Here is a 14,735-nt window from a genome sequence, read left to right as displayed (position 1 = left end):
TTACTGAGCTTCTATTTTAAAGGCACGAGGCTGTGGGGAGGGGGTATCCGGACCGAACCAGACGTCATAGATTTTTGCCGCCTGACCGTTCTTCTCAAGGTTAACAAGCTCGTCGTTGACGGCTTTCAGCAGAGCGGTTTCGCCTTTTTTTACCCCCACGCCAATCTCTTCTTTGCTGAGCAGATCGGGCAGGATTTTGAAGTTCGCCTTGTCCGGCGCCTGCGCCAGCAGACCGGCCAGAATCGTACTGTCCTGAGTGATAGCCTGCACGTTACCGTTGCGCAGGGCCGTCAGCGCCAGCGGAATATCGTCATAAGAGAGCACGCGGGCGTGCGGGAAACGCTGGTGCAGCGCCTGTTCACCCGTTGTGCCTTTTACCGCGCCAATGCGCGCCCGGCTATAGGCCTCAAGCGTATCGGCAGCTTTTACCGGTACCAGGAACTGCTGGCCGGTCACGAAATAGGGAAGGGAGAAATCAACCACCTGCGCCCGTTCCGGGGTAATGGTGATATCTGCCACAATCAAATCTGCCTTACCGGACTGCAGGAGGGGAATGCGGTTAGCCGGGTTGGTGGCGACCAGTTCAAGCTTCACGCCAAGTGCACTGGCGAGCGCTCTGGCGAAATCGACGTCGTAGCCGACAATCTCATGGGTCTTTGCATCGATGGAGCCAAACGGTGGATTGGCATCAAAGGTGGCAACTTTGACCACGCCTGCGGCTTTAATATCCGCCAGTTGATCGGCCTGCACCTGCATCGAGAACAGACCGCCTGCCGCCAGTAAGCCCAGCACCAGTGTCCTTTTTTTAAACCCTTTCGTGTTTGCTGCCATAGTGATTGTTCATCCCGTTGTTTTTGTTTTACCCCGTCACGCTCCCATAAGCGAAAGCTCTCGCCAAATAAGAAATCGTTCTTTGCTATTAGCAAAAAAGCATTAGTGAACAAGGTGTTAATGGCGAGTAAAAGAATGGAGGGCTATTTGCAAATCCTGCACATCGACAGTGGATTTTGGTATTTCCCCTGTGCGGGTGTTGGGTGTTTAACTTAGGGCAAGTGAAGCGAAAGGGGGAAAGACGATGAAAAAGTGGATAAACACGTTACGGCGGTTTTTTGCGACCCGACCAGCGAATGCGGAGAACAGCGCGCAACGTGTTCTTGAGTCCGTACTGCCTGTCGCCAGCCTGTATGGCGTGGACGTTGCCAACATTGATCCGGAGTGGTTCCATGATAAAACGTCACGCTGAACTGCGCCGCACGCGCGAAATGTACTGGAATGAGCTGTGCGAAATTTTGTTCTGACAACGGTTAACTGCTAATGTCGGCAGGATGAATCTCCTGACCCGTTAACGGAATGAATAACACTCTTTTCAGGCGCACGGTTATTGTCTGGCTGCTGGTGTGCCTCATCAGCGGCGTTTTGCTCTATGCCGAACAGATCCGCCGCCAGTTCTGGGAACGCGATCGTGAGTTTTCGACACGCTATTCCACCCTTAGCGCCGTGCTGACGCAAAATGAATCTGTTTTGCCGTTACTCAACGGTGAGGAAGACCTCGCGGCTCTGCGCAAAAAATTCCCGCACATCCTCGCCCTTGAGAAAACCTCAGGCCGTGCGCTGAACGCTGCCCGTGTGGAATCGACCCGCGATTGTCAGTACTGGCTGTATAATCCCTGGCGTCAGATCCGCGTACTTATCGATCTTGCGCCGCTGCTCAGCACCCAACATACCTTTGATGCACTTGCCATTCGCTTCAATGACGCAGATAACGCGCCCCCTGCCGGGGCTTTCTGGCACTGGCAGCGGACCTTCACGCAACCCACACAACCCTTTACCCTTATGGCCACGGCAAAGCCGCACTGGCTGGCCGTCTCCTGGTGGGTATATCCGTTCCTGTTCTTCGGCTGGGCAGTGCTTATCGCCGCGGCCAGCCTGCTGCTCTGGCAACGGCGGCAGCGCCAGCACGCCGAACAGCGCGCACACTATTACCAGCATGCAAGGCTCAACACCCTGGGAGAGATCACCGCTGGGATCGTGCATGAGATTAACCAGCCGCTGACTGCCGTTCAGACCTGGATTCAGGGTGCTCAGCGTCAGCAGCAGCAGGCGAATCCGCAGGCCGTATCGCAGGCGCTGGCTGCCGCGCTGGTACAAACCCAGCGTATCAGCGCGCTCTTAACCCGCTTTCGCGAACATGTGGTTCAGGAAAAAGTCACCTTGCGCGACATCGACCTGAAACCGTGCTGGCAGCAGGTGGTCGATCTCCTGGAACATGAACGCCGCTCTGAGCATATCGCGGTGAGCCATGCGTTCGCGGCAGGTGCCACGCGGGTTCTGGCAGACCGACTCTGGCTTGAACAGGTGCTGCATAATCTGCTCAGTAATGCCATTCAGGCCCAGCAACAATGCGCGCAAGGATGGGTGAAAATTACCAGCGAGAAACGGGAAAACTGGATTTATATCACCCTCACCGATGGCGGACCTGGCTTTAGCCCGGAGGCCTTGCAGAACGCCTTTATGCCGTTTTACAGCGGACGGACGGAAGGAATAGGGCTGGGAATGACGTTAACGGAGTCGTTGATGACGCGCATGAACGGATCAATCACGCTGGGCAATGCGCCCCAGGGCGGGGCGCAGGTTCGGTTACAACTGGCGAGTGGAGAGGTAAATACGCGTGGATAACACAGTCTGGCTGATTGATGACGATGAATCCATCCGTGAGTCGCTGGCCTTCTTACTCTCGGGAATGGGCTGGCAGGTCAATGGGTTTGAAAGCGTGGACGCGTTTACGTCAGCGCACGGTGGGCGCGCGGCGCTCGTCGGCTGTCTGCTGCTGGATATGCGCATGCCGGGAAAAGGCGGGCTGACCTGGCTGGAGGAGGGCAAATGGCCCTGGCCGCTGTTGCCGGTTATCGTCATGACCGGACACGGCACCGTTGATGCCTGCCGCCGCGCCTTTCGCAATGGCGTCTTTGAATTTTTCACCAAGCCGCTGGATGCCGATAAGCTCATTGAAACGGTAGGGCTCGCCTTCGAAGAGAGCCAGAGACGACTGACCCGCTGGCAGGAAACGTCGCGGATTAAAGCGCGTTTCGAACAACTGACGGCGCGTGAGCACGAGGTGCTGGCGGTGCTGATGGAAGGACGCAGCAATAAAGAGGTGGCCCTGCAGTTGAACCTCTCGCCCAGAACGGTTGAAGCGCACCGGGCCGCGGCGTTCGCCAAGCTTGGCGTGACCAGCCTGGTGCAGGCAATCCGCGATTACGACAAATTACAATCCGTATAACTACCAGGATAATTGCGTAATCAACCGAATTACGCCTCATCGCGCGTCTGAGTACGATTGAACGGTATTCAATCATTCGAGGACGTGCGATGAAAAAAGTAATGATGGCAGCCGCGCTTGTCGCCGGTAGCGTAAGCCTGACGGCACAGGCCGACGCGTTGAACCAGAAAAACCTCTCCCTGGCGCAGGCCAACGCGCTGGCGACCTCCGCCATTCAGGCCTGCGTAGCGAAAAACTACCAGGTGACGGTCACCGTGGTGGACCGCGCCGGTGTGGTCAAAGCGGTGCAGCGTACCGACAATGCCGGGCCACACACGGTAAAAGCCAGCGAAATGAAAGCCTATACCGCGCTGAGTGCAAAAAATGCGTCAGGCAAGGTTATGGAAGCCGCGCAGAGCAATGCCGGCGCACAAAACATGCGTGATATTCCGGGCTTCCTGCTGCTGGCCGGTGGTCTGCCGGTGAAAGAGGGGGATGAGGTGATCGGCGCAATAGGGATCGGCGGTGCGCCGGGTGGTCATCTGGATGAAGCGTGCGCGCAGGCGGCGATTGACGGGCTGAAGAAATAATATAAAAAAGCACCGGGTTTTCCGGTGCTTTATCATCAGATCTTGCAGGCATCACCGCAGTCGTCATCGGCGATAATCGACTGCGCTTTTTTATCAGCGTCGTCGAGACGTTCCGCGTTACGCTCTTCAGCTTCATCCAGCCCGTTAAAGACCAAGTTTTCGAGATCAATTTCCATATGGCACCTGCTTTGTTCGGTTTTTGATACTGGCACAGTATAGGGCAAAAAGAGCCGGCAATGTACCGCGCAGCACATAACGATAATCCCTGCCATACTCAGTGCTTTATCGCTGAGGAGAGCTCATGATTATACTGTGTAAAACCTGCGGTACCTCTTATGACGCAACGCCGGCGCGATGCCCTGTGTGCGAGGATGAACGCCAGTATGTTCCGGCCAGCGGCCAGGCGTGGAGTGATTTTGCGACGGTGACGGCCACACACAGCAATAAATGGCAGCAGATGGAGCCGCAGCTGCTCAGTATCAAAACGGTGCCCGCTTTTGCCATCAACCAGCGCGCGCTGCTTCTGCGTACCCCCCACGGCAATATCCTTTGGGATTGCATTGCGAATCTCGACCCGGCAACCAGAACCATCATCACGGCGCTCGGTGGCATCAGCGCGATCGCGATTTCACATCCTCACTACTACACCACAATGCAGGAGTGGGCCGGGGCTTTCGATGCGCCGGTTTACCTGCACGCGAACGATCGCGAGTGGGTTATGCGCGACAGCCCGATGCTCCACTTCTGGCAGGGCGATACGCTGGACATTTTCCCCGCGGTAACGTTATTACGCCTCGGAGGACATTTCGCTGGCGGAACGGTGCTGCACTGGCAGGAGGGTGATGGTGTCTTACTGGCAGGTGATATTCTACAGGTCACGCCGGGCAAAGATGCCGTCTCGTTTATGTGGAGCTATCCGAATATGCTGCCGTTGCCCGCCCGCAGCGTCGAAGACGTGACCGGGCGGCTGGTGGGGAAAAAATTCGCTCGCCTGTACGGCGCTTTTGAAGGGCAAAATATCCTGGCGAATGCGGATGAGATTGTGCAGCGGTCGGGCCAGAAATATATTGCTTGTCTGAAGTAAAGTCCGGTGGGTAAACTTTACTTGTGTGATCCCGATCATACCTAAACTAAAACAGATAAAAGAGAAATTGCTATGCAACATATCATTGAAGGTTTTCTCAGCTTTCAAAAAGAGATTTTCCCGCAACGTAAAGAGCTCTTCCGCAGTTTAGCGTCCAGCCAGAATCCCAAAGCGCTGTTCATCTCATGCTCTGACAGCCGTCTGGTCCCAGAACTGGTCACTCAGCAAGAGCCAGGACAACTCTTTGTCATTCGTAATGCTGGCAACATCGTGCCACCGTTCGGCCCTGAGCCAGGCGGTGTCTCCGCAACGATTGAATACGCGGTTGTCGCGCTGGGCGTGACCGATATTGTTATCTGCGGCCACTCCAACTGTGGGGCGATGAAAGCCATTGCCGACAATGCGGACCTCGAACCTATGCCGGCGGTTTCTCACTGGTTACGCTATTCCGATGCGGCAAAAGCGGTGGTTGAGAAGAAAACCTGGGATAAGCCAATCGATAAAGTGAATGCGATGGTGCAGGAAAACGTGTTTGCGCAGCTGAGCAACATTAAGACTCACCCGTCAGTGGCGGTGGGCCTGCGCAACAACGCCATCCGTCTTCACGGCTGGGTGTATGACATTGAAAGCGGCAAAATTCTTGCACTGGATAAAGAGACGAAAACCTTCGTCTCTTTATCCGATAACCCGCAGGTTTACTTCGAGTAATCCCGCGTTGCAGGGCACGGATGCCCTGTCAGTCATCACTGTACGGTAATTTCCGTCTTGAACCCGATGCGGTTTTCTCTGCGGCTTTTGCCATCGCCTCTGCTATCTCTGCACATTCCGCCAGTCCTTGAACAAAAGGGTGATCGTGCATCAGCCACGGGATTGCGCCAAATGCAATGCGTCCGCGAAGCGTTTCCGGCGCTTTTAACGTGTAATCCTCGCCAATATCCGGGATCTCATCGCCCGTCGCCTGTAGCTGCTTGCGCAGCGTCGGGAAGGGCAGATCTTTTGTTTTAAGCGGCTTTTGCCCGCGGGCATCAATAAAAACGTCGAAACGGTAGGTCATCTCTTTTGTGGCGATGACCGTCTGCGCGCTGCCAATATCCAGCGTGTAATCATCACCCAGCGCCACAACACTAATGATGCCGGCCTCACGAAGCGCGAGAAGCCTGCGAATCGACTGCGGGGGAATGGCGGCATAGTTGTCGATAAAGACGCGTGCCAGCCCGTTTTTAAAGCGTTCAGCGTCCTTTTCGGTAAGATGAGGAACCATCTCCTGGACCACTTCATGCAGCCGAAGCACGGTGTAGCGCCAGGCCACCGTGCGCCGGTCACGTTTGTTCCGCTCGACTTCAATCAGGTTCTCTTCAGCCCAGGTAAACGGGCCGTGCTGTTTTCGATCCTCAAACCACGCTTCGCGAAGGCTGTCCGCCGTCTGCATGCGCAGCGATATTTTCTCACACCAGGCCGGGTCGGCGAGTTCAAGCTCTTTCACCATCAGGGCGAAAATGCGGTCAAGCAGACCGTCTGATCCTTTGGCGATTTCGGCTTCGAGTACCGATTCGGTTAATACCGACAGCGGTTCGTACGGAATAGGGCAGTAAAAATCGGCCTCTGGCAGAATCCCGGTCCTGGACATGAGTACAATTTTTAACGCTTCACTTCCTTTATCGAGGAGGAATGTGCCGTCGCGAAACTCACCGTGCTGCATGACCACGGCCATCGCCGCGTCCAGCCCGCTTAAGGATGTTCCCATAATACCGACGCGGCAGGGGCGGATGCGGGCATCCATCAACCCTGACCACGGGCTTGGGAAATACGCGCGCGTGGCTTCCTCTTCTTCTGGCCAGACATGCCCGGTGGCGATCACGGCGAGATCGAATCGTTCCGGAAACGGCGAGTCATTGACCGAAAGCGTCACGCCGGAGGAGGACGGGGCAACATCGGTGACGGTGGCAGACGTGTGGATCTCAACCTGAAATCCCCGCCTCTTAGCTTCCTGGACTATTGTCTGGAAACTGTCGCGAAAATACTCGCCCAGCAGAATACGGGGCAAAAACTGTCTGTCATGCAAGGTGGCTTTATCAACCTTAAAGCGCGCCAGATGGGCTTCACTCTGGCGCTTAAGCCAGTCGAGGTAGGTCATAAAAAGGGGCGGGATTTCAATGCTGGCAATGTTGGCCAGCATCAGGCGAGAGTTATCGTCGTCGTTGTAGGGCATTCCCACGCCAGCTTCGTCTGCCTGTTCAAAAACGGAGACAGAGAGCGGCGACGCGTTCTTAAGAAGAGAATAAAAGGTGTAAATCCCTGTAGGGCCGGAGCCGATAATGGCGATTTTCTTCATCGACAGTCTTCCTGTTTTTTTTCCATAAGAAAAGCGTAGCAGGAGAATAATGATGAAATTGGGGTATTAAGAAAAATCAGGACTTAAGAAGAGGATTTGCACCATTTCAGGACTGAAATGGTGCGTCCGAGTGGACTCGAACCACCGACCCCCACCATGTCAAGGTGGTGCTCTAACCAACTGAGCTACGGACGCAGAATGGTGCGTTCAATTGGACTCGAACCAACGACCCCCACCATGTCAAGGTGGTGCTCTAACCAACTGAGCTATGAACGCAACGTGTTGTCGGTGACAACGGGGACGAATATTAGCGGCACAGCATCGTTGAGGCAAGAGGGAAAATGCATTTTTCTCTCTGATTTCACGCGATTGCTTTATTACCGCGCAAAGTGAAGAGAAAGTAGCCGCCAGCTGGCGGCTACTGCGTATTTAACGTGCAGCGCGTTGCAATATTACCGAGGATGACTGGCGTTGCAGGAAGCGCATGCGCAGCATCATCATAATTGCCGCAGAGGTTAAGCCGATGATAAAGCCCATCCAGAATCCTGCCGGCCCCATGCGGTCAACCACCAGATCGGTAAGCGCCAGGATATAACCACACGGCAGACCCAGCACCCAGTAAGCGATGAAGGTGATAAAGAAGATCGAACGCGTATCTTTATACCCACGCAGTACGCCGCTGCCAATCACCTGTATGGAGTCGGAGATCTGGTACACCGCGGCAAGCAGCATCAGATGGGAGGCCAGGGCCACCACTTCCGGGTTGTCGTTGTAAAGCAGGGCAATTTGCTCACGCAGCGTGATGGTAAACAGTGCCGTACAGATGGCCATACAGACACCGACGCCAAGCCCCGTGCGGGCCGCCGTTTGCGCATCCAGCGTCGAACCTTGCCCCAGACGAAAGCCCACGCGAATGGTCACCGCTGCGGCCAGCGACATCGGCAATACGAACATCAGGGAACTGAAGTTCAGCGCAATCTGGTGACCGGCTACATTCACAATGCCGAGCGGAGAAACCAGCAGGGCGACCACGGCAAACAGCGTCACTTCAAAGAACAGCGCCAGCGCAATCGGCAGGCCTAACTGCACCAGACGCGTCATGATGTTCCAGTCCGGCGTGCTGAACGAACGTTCATTGCGGATATCGCGCATTGAACGGGCACGTTTCACATAGGAGATCATACTGAAGAACATCACCCAATAGACGGCAGCCGTCGCCACGCCGCAGCCGACGCCGCCGAGCTCCGGCATACCGAAGTGACCATAGATGAAGATGTAGTTCACCGGAATATTCACCAGCAAGCCGATAAAGCCCATTACCATTCCGGGCTTGGTTTTCGCCAGGCCTTCACACTGGTTACGCGCGACCTGGAAGAACAGATAGCCAGGCGCACCCCACAGCAGGGCCCGCAGATAGCCGACGGCTTTGTCAGCCAGTGCCGGGTCAATATTATGCATGGCGCGGATGATATGACCGGCATTCCACAGCACAACCATTATCAGCACGGAGACAAACCCTGCCAGCCAGAACCCCTGTCGAACCTGATGGGCAATACGTTCACGTCGCCCTGAGCCATTTAGCTGAGCGATAACCGGGGTGAGGGCGAGCAGCAGGCCGTGGCCAAACAGGATGGCCGGAAGCCAGATCGAGGTGCCTATTGCCACGGCGGCCATATCGGTGGCGCTGTAGCCACCCGCCATTACCGTATCCACAAATCCCATTGCGGTCTGGGCTACTTGCGCGATGATCACTGGTATAGCCAGTGCCAATAACTGGCGCGCTTCATTCATGTACTTCTGCACGTGAACACCTTTATATTCTAGTTATTTGAGAGACTAAAAAGGCCGCCGTAACTGGCAGCAAGAAGAAAATGCAGGGGGGTGCCAGCTATTGTAGCGGGGTTTAGCTATTTATCTAGTGAAAAAATCGCCACAAAATGCGCTCCGCTGGCAACCTGTTTTTCCAACTGTTATTGTGGTGGGATTAAACGGTGTCACCACCGTCCGGAAAAAACAGGAGTTGTAAGCATGTTTACTGGTATTGTGCAGGGCACCGCCAAAGTGGTGTCCATTGATGAAAAACCTAATTTCCGAACTCATGTGGTTGAGCTTCCGGAATATATGCTTGATGGCATTGAAACTGGCGCCTCGATTGCACATAACGGCTGTTGCCTGACGGTAACCGAAATTAACGGGAACCAGATTAGCTTTGATTTAATGAAAGAGACGCTGCGCATCACCAACCTGGGCGAGCTGGTGGTAGGGGATACCGTAAACGTAGAGCGTGCGGCCAGGTTCAGCGATGAGATTGGCGGCCATCTGATGTCAGGCCATATTATGACCACCGCGGAAGTGGCGAAGATTGTCATCTCGGAAAATAACCGTCAAATCTGGTTTAAAGTGCAGGATCCTTCATTAATGAAATACATCCTGTATAAAGGATTTATTGGTATTGATGGGATTAGCCTGACGGTTGGGGAAGTGACGCCGACCCGTTTCTGCGTGCATTTAATTCCTGAAACTCTCCAGCGTACAACCCTGGGGGCGAAAAAACTGGGGCATCGGGTTAATATCGAAATCGATCCGCAGACTCAGGCGGTTGTGGATACCGTTGAGCGGCTGTTGGCGGCAAAAGAAGCCGCAATAATAAAGACCGCAGAAGAAGAATAAAATGAACCCCGGATATCCGGGGTTTTTTTTAGCGTGCGACCCGCAAACCGTGTTCTATCCCTCGGCTGAAAACAACCTGCCAAAGTTGAATATCACGCGCGCGAAAGGCGCCTGCGCAGGCATTGAGATAATAGCTGAACATCCGTTTAAACCGTTCAGAATAGTTGTCCGCAATTTCTGGCCAGGCTTCCTGAAAACGTGAATGCCATGCCATCAACGTGGTGTCATAATCCGCGCCAAAGTTATGCCAGTCTTCCATAATGAAATGAGGTTCACTGGCGTTAGCAATCTGGCGAACGGACGGCAAACAGCCATTCGGAAAGATGTATTTGTTGATCCACGGATCGACGTTATTGTCGGTGCGCTTAGAACCAATGGTGTGCAGCAGGAAGATACCGTCAGGTTTCAAGTTACGGTCCACCACGCTGAAGTAGGTGTCATAGTTTTTCGGCCCCACGTGTTCGAACATGCCGACGGAGACTATGCGATCAAACTGCTCGTTCAGGTCGCGATAATCCTGAAGGCGAATATCCACATCAAGGCCCTGGCAGCGCTCCCGTGCCATTTTTTGCTGTTCAGCTGAAATGGTCACACCGACCACGCTGGCACCATAATGCTTCGCCATAAAATAGGCCAGACCACCCCATCCACAGCCGATATCCAGCACACGCATACCCGGCTGTAGCTGCAGTTTTTCACAAATCAGACGCAGCTTAGCCTGCTGGGCTTCTTCAAGGGTTGAGGCCTCTTTCCAGTAGGCGCAGGAATATTGCATGAAAGGATCGAGCATGCGGCTGAACAGGTCATTACCGAGGTCGTAATGCTCCTTGCCGACGATCCACGCCCGTTTTTTGCTTTGCAGATTAAACAGCCGGGCGGAGGCGACACGTAATGTATCTTTCAGATTGCGGGGGAGCTGGTTTTCCAGACCGGCGCGTAACACGCTGGAGAAAAACATATCCAGCCGTTCACACTCCCACCAGCCGTCCATATAACTTTCCCCCAGGCCTAACGATCCCTCCCGCAATACGCGTTTAAAAAAGTCGGGATGCTTAACCTGTGGATCGGATGGCGAAGATCCATTAATAGTGATGCCTGCACGACCTAACAGTTCACTGACGATCCGGGACCAGTTATCGTCCGGAACGCTGACTTCTTCTATACACGATGAACTCATAGCTTCTCCATCACCTTACTGTGATCAGAACCTTCAAACAGCGTAGACGCTTTTTATGGTTTGTGAGAAATCTCACGGTATTTCCCCGTGAGGCTAGTATCCGACGTAGAACAGAGGAAGGGAGATAACCCTTGCCGAAATGCCTTCCATGGTAAAACGGGAGCGCTCCGGCTCCCGTTAACACTTAATATTTATCGTATTTAATCGAACCAAATTTAGTATAGGCCTCAAAATTTGGTGATTCAATAGAAAATTCTTAGCAACCTAATCACTGATATTTAACATAATTTCTGGCGCGATTATGCATGCGAGGTTTTCACCTCTGCGCGGTCATCCTGCTCACGTTGTGCCGCTGACTGCATACGGTATCCCAGAAGGGCCAGCGCAACCGTAACCAGCATGACGCTGGTGGTGGTCAGGAGCGGCGTGGCAATCAGCGCAGAGACCACCAGGCTTGCCAGGAAGCACAGACCCAGCTGCAGGGTATTCTGAAGCGCGGCCGCACGGCCTGTTGCCTGTGGGAACGGACGTAACGCCTGGGCTACCACGATAGGGTAAATCGCACCGTTCGACACGGCCATCACGCAGAAGGGAATCAGAATTTCTGCCAGACCGGCGCCCGGGATAAAGCCCACAGCCCAGGTGGCGATCACGCTCAGCGCGTAGAGCACCAGCAGCCAGGGCAGCATCTGCTGACCTTCCCATTTTTGCAGCGCCGCGCGACAGCCATAACCCCCGACCAGAAACGCGATGGTCTGCGGAACATAGCTCAGACCGATGGCGGCCGGGCTGTAACCCATATCGTGAAGAATGAACGGCGAACCGGTCAGCCACGCGAAGAAACTCGCCGAGCAGGCGGCATAAATCAGGACATTACCGCGGTACGCTTTGGTGCTCAGCAGAGAGGTGAAGGTCACCGGTGTTGTGTCAGCAGGCGTCTCTTTCTTATGTGCCGCTTTGAGCGTGAATGCTGGGATCATCAGGACCAGCGTGATGGCAAACAGCGTAGCGAAAATGGCCTGCCAGTCGAAATGTGCCAGGATCCAGCTCCCGAGCAGCGGGGCGAGGGCAGGCGAAAGCCCTACCAGCGGCATAATGGTGGCGAAAATGCGGTTTGTCCGGTTGGCCGGATAGTAGTCGGTGACCAGCGCCTGCCAGGTCACCGCGGCAGCACAGACGCCAACGGCCTGCACGAAGCGCAGTACCAGCAGCCAGGTTGCATCGCGTACCCATAACATTCCCAGACAGCCGACGGCAAAGATAGCCAGCCCCAGCAACAGCACCGGTTTACGGCCAAAGCGGTCAGAGAGAGGCCCCCAGAGCAGCTGCGCGAAGGCAAAGCCCGCGAGGAATAAGCTCAGGCTGGCGCTGATGGCTGCCGCCGGGGTCTGTAAATCTTCCTGCATTGCGGCGAAGGCGGGCAGGTACATATCGGTGGCTAAAAAGCCCAGCACGCTTAAACCACCGAGCCAGACTAAAAATCCTTTCCTGGGTTGCATTGTTTTTTTCTCCTGAGGGAGGCAGGTCTATGTTTGCGCAGAGTGTAGGGAGTGCAAAGCAGCTTGTGAAACGCTAATATTTGGCGAGTGCATTCAAAATTTTTGCAGGCAGAAAATGTGGTCAGATTATTCTCTTGAAGTGGTCGATGCTGTTGCACGCAACGGCAGCTTTAGCGGTGCAGCGCAGGAGTTGCACCGCGTCCCCTCGGCAATCAGCTATACGGTGCGTCAGCTTGAGGAATGGCTGGCCGTTCCGCTGTTTGAACGGCGTCACCGTGATGTGGAATTAACGCCCGCCGGGGCATGGTTTTTGAAGGAAGGGCGTTCTGTTATCAAAAAAATGCAGATCACCCGCGAACAGTGTCAGCAGATCGCTAACGGCTGGCGAGGACATCTTTCGATTGCCGTGGATAACATCGTAAAACCGGAACGTACCCGGCAGATGATTGTCGATTTCTATCGCCATTTCTCGGATGTCGAATTGCGGGTATCCCAGGAAGTGTTTAACGGCGTCTGGGATGCGCTGGCGGATGGCAGGGCAGAGATGGCGATCGGTGCCACGCAGGCGATCCCGGTTGGGGGACGCTTTGCCTTTCGCGACATGGGCATGCTCAGCTGGAAATGTGTGGTGGCAAGCGATCATCCGCTGGCTGACCTGGACGGGCCGCTCAGCGACGAAACGCTCCGTAACTGGCCCTCGCTGGTGCTGGAAGATACCTCGCGTTCGTTGCCCAAACGCATTACCTGGCTGCTGGATAACCAGCGACGGGTGGTTGCGCCGGACTGGGAATCCTCAGCAACATGCCTCAGCGCAGGGCTGTGCGTTGCCATGGTTCCTGGCCATTTTGCACGGCCCCGAATCGACACCGGTGAATGGGTTGAACTGATGCTGGAAAATCCTTTTCCGGATGCGGCCTGTTGCCTCACCTGGCAACAAAATGATGTGTCGCCCGCAATGGCCTGGCTTCTGGATTACCTGGGAGACAGTGAGACGCTTAACCGGGAATGGCTACGGGAGCCAGTATAACTGGCCCCGTAAAAGATTAACGACGATAGTCGCGGAACGGACCATCCGCAACGGAACGGCGTTCGATAAGACGCGGGTGAACTTCAATGGACTGAGACTCTTCACGCTTGTTGACGATCCTGTCCATCAGCATATTGAAGGCCGTTTCACCCAGCGAGTCTTTTGGCTGGTGGATGGTGGTCAGCGCCGGGGTAAAGAAGCGCGCGTTGCGCACGTTGTCATACCCGATCACGGAAATGTCCTGCGGCACGCGCAAACCCAGTTCATCGGCGGCACAGAGAGCACCCATCGCCATAATGTCACCGCCACAGAAAACGGCTGTCGGGCGATGCGACTGGGAGACAATCTGCTGCATCGCGCGGTAACCGGATTCCGGTTCAAAGTCACCCTGCACGATCCAGTTTTCCGGCACGGTAATCAGCGCCTCTTCCATTGCTTTCATAAACCCGGCCAGACGCCCGGCACCGGTGTTGCGCTCCAGTGGACCCGGGATCACACCAATCTCGCGGTGACCACGTTCAATCAGATAACGGCCTGCCATATAGCCGCCTTCAAACGCGTTATCGATGACGGAGTCGGTGAAGTCTGCACGTGCTTCGCCCCAGTCCATGACCACCATAGGAATATGGCGGTACTCTTCCAGCATGGAAAGCACGGACTCCGGATACTCTGAACACATCACCAGCAGGCCATCCACACGCTTTTGCGCCATCATGGAGAGATAAGCGCGCTGTTTTTCAATGCTGTTCCACGCGTTGCCCAGAATCAGGGTATAGCCTTTCTGGAAGCAGTTTTTCTCGACCGCTTCAATGATCTCGGCAAAATAGGCCGCTTCACTGCTGGTTGCCAGCAAACCAATGGATTTGGTGTGATTAACTTTGAGGCTGCGCGCCACCGCACTCGGTGAATAGTGTAATTCTTTGATTGCCGCCCAGACGGCGTTGCGCGTCTCTTCCGCCACAAAGCGGGTTTTGTTAATTACATGTGATACGGTTGTAGTGGAAACGTTTGCGCGTTTTGCTACGTCTTTAATTGTTGCCATTAAATGTCACTCCAGACCATATCCTAAACTCCTGAAAAACTTGAAGGTAAACGTT

General features: G+C 54.6%; 15 protein-coding genes and 2 tRNA genes. 8 read left to right on the top strand and 9 right to left on the bottom strand.

Going from position 1 to position 14,735, the window contains the following annotated elements:
• A complete protein-coding gene (locus ACMVME_RS03355; RefSeq protein ID WP_020884352.1) occupies positions 1-831 on the bottom strand; it encodes an ABC transporter substrate-binding protein in 831 nt (276 codons plus the stop codon).
• 244 nt (positions 832-1,075) lie between these two features.
• Between ACMVME_RS03355 and ACMVME_RS03350 the strand changes: the two genes are divergently transcribed.
• The 4 genes from ACMVME_RS03350 (at position 1,076) to ACMVME_RS03335 (ending at position 3,849) form a co-directional block, all read left to right on the top strand.
• The gene (locus ACMVME_RS03350) at positions 1,076-1,243 is read left to right on the top strand and encodes a hypothetical protein (RefSeq protein ID WP_014169756.1); all 168 of its coding nucleotides are present in this window, start codon (positions 1,076-1,078) and stop codon (positions 1,241-1,243) included.
• A gap of 107 nt (positions 1,244-1,350) precedes the next feature.
• Entirely contained in the window at positions 1,351-2,676 is a 1,326-nt protein-coding gene (locus ACMVME_RS03345) for a sensor histidine kinase (protein WP_068794542.1), read from the top strand.
• Positions 2,669-3,280, top strand: coding sequence for a response regulator transcription factor (locus ACMVME_RS03340; RefSeq protein WP_014169758.1), 612 nt, complete (start codon positions 2,669-2,671; stop codon positions 3,278-3,280). The genes ACMVME_RS03345 and ACMVME_RS03340 overlap by 8 nt, the downstream gene beginning before the upstream one ends.
• Before the next feature lie 89 nt (positions 3,281-3,369).
• On the top strand, positions 3,370-3,849 hold the full coding sequence (locus tag ACMVME_RS03335; RefSeq protein WP_020884350.1) for a GlcG/HbpS family heme-binding protein: 480 nt from the start codon (positions 3,370-3,372) through the stop codon (positions 3,847-3,849).
• A 35-nt stretch (positions 3,850-3,884) separates the two neighbouring features.
• On the opposite strand, the gene ACMVME_RS03330 is transcribed toward ACMVME_RS03335, so the two are convergent.
• Positions 3,885-4,025 carry a hypothetical protein gene (locus tag ACMVME_RS03330; protein WP_020884349.1) on the bottom strand — a complete coding sequence of 47 codons (141 nt, stop codon included), beginning with the start codon at positions 4,023-4,025 and terminating at the stop codon, positions 3,885-3,887.
• Between the two features lie 125 nt (positions 4,026-4,150).
• Here ACMVME_RS03330 and ACMVME_RS03325 point away from each other — a divergent pair, with 125 nt between their 5' ends.
• Both ACMVME_RS03325 and ACMVME_RS03320 read left to right on the top strand, forming a co-directional pair.
• Entirely contained in the window at positions 4,151-4,933 is a 783-nt protein-coding gene (locus ACMVME_RS03325) for an MBL fold metallo-hydrolase (protein WP_251858853.1), read from the top strand.
• 72 nt (positions 4,934-5,005) lie between these two features.
• The gene (locus ACMVME_RS03320; RefSeq protein ID WP_014169762.1) at positions 5,006-5,641 is read left to right on the top strand and encodes a carbonic anhydrase; all 636 of its coding nucleotides are present in this window, start codon (positions 5,006-5,008) and stop codon (positions 5,639-5,641) included.
• Between the two features lie 28 nt (positions 5,642-5,669).
• Here the strand turns inward: ACMVME_RS03320 and ACMVME_RS03315 are convergent, their stop codons facing one another.
• The 4 genes from ACMVME_RS03315 to mdtK all read right to left on the bottom strand — a co-directional run bounded on the left by ACMVME_RS03315 (position 5,670) and on the right by mdtK (position 9,068).
• On the bottom strand, positions 5,670-7,265 hold the full coding sequence (locus tag ACMVME_RS03315) for an FAD-NAD(P)-binding protein (protein WP_251858854.1): 1,596 nt from the start codon (positions 7,263-7,265) through the stop codon (positions 5,670-5,672).
• Between the two features lie 118 nt (positions 7,266-7,383).
• Positions 7,384-7,460, bottom strand: a tRNA-Val gene (locus ACMVME_RS03310).
• A gap of 4 nt (positions 7,461-7,464) precedes the next feature.
• Positions 7,465-7,541: transfer RNA gene (locus tag ACMVME_RS03305), tRNA-Val, on the bottom strand.
• A gap of 153 nt (positions 7,542-7,694) precedes the next feature.
• Positions 7,695-9,068, bottom strand: coding sequence for an MdtK family multidrug efflux MATE transporter (mdtK, locus tag ACMVME_RS03300; RefSeq protein WP_014169764.1), 1,374 nt, complete (start codon positions 9,066-9,068; stop codon positions 7,695-7,697).
• Positions 9,069-9,293: 225 nt separating this feature from the next.
• On the opposite strand from mdtK, the gene ACMVME_RS03295 reads away from it, so the two are divergent.
• Positions 9,294-9,935: a riboflavin synthase subunit alpha gene (locus ACMVME_RS03295; protein ID WP_414743384.1), complete on the top strand. Its 642-nt coding sequence runs from the start codon at positions 9,294-9,296 to the stop codon at positions 9,933-9,935.
• Between the two features lie 28 nt (positions 9,936-9,963).
• On the opposite strand, the gene cfa is transcribed toward ACMVME_RS03295, so the two are convergent.
• Together cfa and punC are read right to left on the bottom strand one after the other, a co-directional pair.
• The gene (gene cfa, locus ACMVME_RS03290) at positions 9,964-11,112 is read right to left on the bottom strand and encodes a cyclopropane fatty acyl phospholipid synthase (RefSeq protein ID WP_014169766.1); all 1,149 of its coding nucleotides are present in this window, start codon (positions 11,110-11,112) and stop codon (positions 9,964-9,966) included.
• Positions 11,113-11,411: 299 nt separating this feature from the next.
• Positions 11,412-12,611, bottom strand: a complete 1,200-nt coding sequence (gene punC, locus ACMVME_RS03285; protein WP_251858855.1) for a purine nucleoside transporter PunC — start codon at positions 12,609-12,611, stop codon at positions 11,412-11,414.
• Between the two features lie 115 nt (positions 12,612-12,726).
• Between punC and punR the strand changes: the two genes are divergently transcribed.
• On the top strand, positions 12,727-13,638 hold the full coding sequence (gene punR / locus ACMVME_RS03280; RefSeq protein ID WP_086532629.1) for a DNA-binding transcriptional activator PunR: 912 nt from the start codon (positions 12,727-12,729) through the stop codon (positions 13,636-13,638).
• 16 nt (positions 13,639-13,654) lie between these two features.
• Here the strand turns inward: punR and purR are convergent, their stop codons facing one another.
• The gene (purR, locus tag ACMVME_RS03275; protein ID WP_014169769.1) at positions 13,655-14,680 is read right to left on the bottom strand and encodes an HTH-type transcriptional repressor PurR; all 1,026 of its coding nucleotides are present in this window, start codon (positions 14,678-14,680) and stop codon (positions 13,655-13,657) included.
• Positions 14,681-14,735: the final 55 nt, after the last annotated feature.

The sequence above is a fragment of the Enterobacter cloacae complex sp. 2024EL-00711 genome (assembly GCF_047529885.1).
Lineage (GTDB): Bacteria > Pseudomonadota > Gammaproteobacteria > Enterobacterales > Enterobacteriaceae > Enterobacter > Enterobacter ludwigii.
The sequence above is the reverse complement of the archived record's forward strand: the minus strand, read 5'-3'. Positions and strand labels throughout refer to the sequence as shown.

Excerpts from the sequence above, each read along its gene's own strand:
- ACMVME_RS03355 (WP_020884352.1), bottom strand. The coding sequence starts at position 831 with ATGGCAGCAAACACGAAAGGGTTTAAAAAAAGGACACTGGTGCTGGGC.
- ACMVME_RS03350 (WP_014169756.1), top strand. The coding sequence starts at position 1,076 with ATGAAAAAGTGGATAAACACGTTACGGCGGTTTTTTGCGACCCGACCA.
- ACMVME_RS03345 (WP_068794542.1), top strand. The coding sequence starts at position 1,351 with ATGAATAACACTCTTTTCAGGCGCACGGTTATTGTCTGGCTGCTGGTG.
- ACMVME_RS03335 (WP_020884350.1), top strand. The coding sequence starts at position 3,370 with ATGAAAAAAGTAATGATGGCAGCCGCGCTTGTCGCCGGTAGCGTAAGC.
- ACMVME_RS03330 (WP_020884349.1), bottom strand. The coding sequence starts at position 4,025 with ATGGAAATTGATCTCGAAAACTTGGTCTTTAACGGGCTGGATGAAGCT.
- ACMVME_RS03325 (WP_251858853.1), top strand. The coding sequence starts at position 4,151 with ATGATTATACTGTGTAAAACCTGCGGTACCTCTTATGACGCAACGCCG.
- ACMVME_RS03320 (WP_014169762.1), top strand. The coding sequence starts at position 5,006 with ATGCAACATATCATTGAAGGTTTTCTCAGCTTTCAAAAAGAGATTTTC.
- ACMVME_RS03315 (WP_251858854.1), bottom strand. The coding sequence starts at position 7,265 with ATGAAGAAAATCGCCATTATCGGCTCCGGCCCTACAGGGATTTACACC.
- ACMVME_RS03295 (WP_414743384.1), top strand. The coding sequence starts at position 9,294 with ATGTTTACTGGTATTGTGCAGGGCACCGCCAAAGTGGTGTCCATTGAT.
- cfa (WP_014169766.1), bottom strand. The coding sequence starts at position 11,112 with ATGAGTTCATCGTGTATAGAAGAAGTCAGCGTTCCGGACGATAACTGG.
- punC (WP_251858855.1), bottom strand. The coding sequence starts at position 12,611 with ATGCAACCCAGGAAAGGATTTTTAGTCTGGCTCGGTGGTTTAAGCGTG.
- punR (WP_086532629.1), top strand. The coding sequence starts at position 12,727 with ATGTGGTCAGATTATTCTCTTGAAGTGGTCGATGCTGTTGCACGCAAC.
- purR (WP_014169769.1), bottom strand. The coding sequence starts at position 14,680 with ATGGCAACAATTAAAGACGTAGCAAAACGCGCAAACGTTTCCACTACA.